The 1,707-nt window shown below is 61.2% G+C and carries 1 protein-coding gene; it reads left to right on the top strand.

Going from position 1 to position 1,707, the window contains the following annotated elements; genetic code table 11:
* Window positions 1–251 precede the first annotated feature (251 nt).
* On the top strand, window positions 252–1,707 hold a 1,456-nt coding region (locus tag ACT8II_RS05885), incomplete at its 3' end, for a PHP domain-containing protein (RefSeq protein ID WP_443813314.1).

The following is a 1,707-nucleotide window of genomic DNA, read 5'->3' as shown; positions in this document are numbered from 1 at the left end:
GAATACAAGGCTTCTCCTCTCCGCCCGGTCTCCAAGATTTCTGCCGCACGCCCAAATCGCGAAGTTTTTGCTACTTGTGCTACCGTTTGCCCTCGCGCCCCCGGTCGCGTAATCGAACACACTGTGTGCCTTCCACGAGCCGGGGGCGCACATGCGTTCTGTCCGCTCGCTCGGTTAGAATCAATAGCGTTCGAAATGGGGTCGAAGGGCCTCGAGGATATTCTCAGCACATCAGTTAGGAGCCATAGCACATGGCATTCGTCCACTTGCACAACCATACCGTCTACTCCATGCTCGACGGCGCGACGCGCATCGGCGACATGGTCAAGCGCGCGGTCGATCTCGGCATGCCCGCCGTGGCAATCACCGATCACGGCTACATGTACGGCGTCCCCGAGCTCGGCCTCGCCTGCGACGCCATTAACCACGGCACACCCGAGTACAAGGTATGGAGCAAGGACAAGTCGTTCCTCGAGAAGGGCCGCCGCGACGAGCTCGAGTGCCCCGACTCCGAGAAAGACCCGCGCGGGTACGAACAGCATATGAAGGACCTCGCGATGTGGGACGCCCAGGGCAACATCGATGAGCTCAAGCCACCGCTGGTCATTAAACCCATCTTTGGCTGCGAGGTCTATTTCACCCCCGACGAGACGCTCGCGCGCGACCGCAAGCCCGAGCTCTACCACATGGTGCTCTTCGCACAGAACGAAACGGGCTACGTCAACCTCATGCAGACGGTCTCCGAGGCCGCCGTGCAGGGTTTTTACTATAAGCCGCGTGTGACGCTGGACAATCTGCGCCGCCACCGCGAGGGCCTCATCGCGAGCTCGGCGTGCATCGCGGGCATCATCCCCAAGTGCATCGACCGCGGTGAGATGGACAAGGCGATCGAGTGGGCGGAGACCTTCCGCGACACCTTCGAGCCGGGCAATTTCTACATCGAGATCCAGGAGCACGGCATTACCACCGACTCCGGCATCACCGACGAGGAGCTCTCCAAGACCCTTATCGAGATCGCCCGCCAGGTGGGCGTCAAGGTCATCGCCACCAACGACTTCCATTACCTCACGCGTGACGACGCTCCCGTGCAGGACGTGGTCATGTGCATCGGCACGAACTCCAAGATCGACGACCCCAACCGCATCCGCATGGAGGGCTCCGAGTTCTACATGAAGACCGAGGAGGAGATGCGCGCGCTGTTCCCCTATTGCCCCGAGGCGTGCGACAACACCCTCGAGATCGCGGAGAAGTGCAACGTCGAGCTCGACTGGGACAGCATCATCCTGCCGAACTACCCGCTGCTCGACCCCGGGGAGACGCACGAGAGCCAGTTCCGCCGCGAGTGCGAGGAGGGTCTGGCCAAGCGCTACGGCAACGATTGGGATGGCAAGGAGATCAACGGCGTCGACATTCGCGAGCGCTTTGAGTTTGAATACAAGGTCATCTGCGAGAAAGGCTTCGCCGCTTACTTTCTCATCGTGGCAGAATACGTGCGCTGGGCAAAGCAAAACGGCATCGGCGTGGGTCCGGGCCGCGGCTCGGCCGCCGGCGCGCTCGTCGCCTATGCCATGGACATCACCACCTTCGACCCGCTATCGAACGGCCTCATGTTCGAGAGGTTCCTCTCTCCCGAACGTACCGAGATGCCCGATATCGATATGGACTTCGACGATGAGCGAAGGCTCGAGGTAATCGAGCACGTTCGCC

It is taken from the genome of Collinsella sp. (assembly GCF_052346665.1).
Taxonomy (GTDB): domain Bacteria; phylum Actinomycetota; class Coriobacteriia; order Coriobacteriales; family Coriobacteriaceae; genus Collinsella.
Note: the sequence above shows the minus strand (reverse complement) of the source record. Positions and strands in the feature narration are given on the sequence as shown.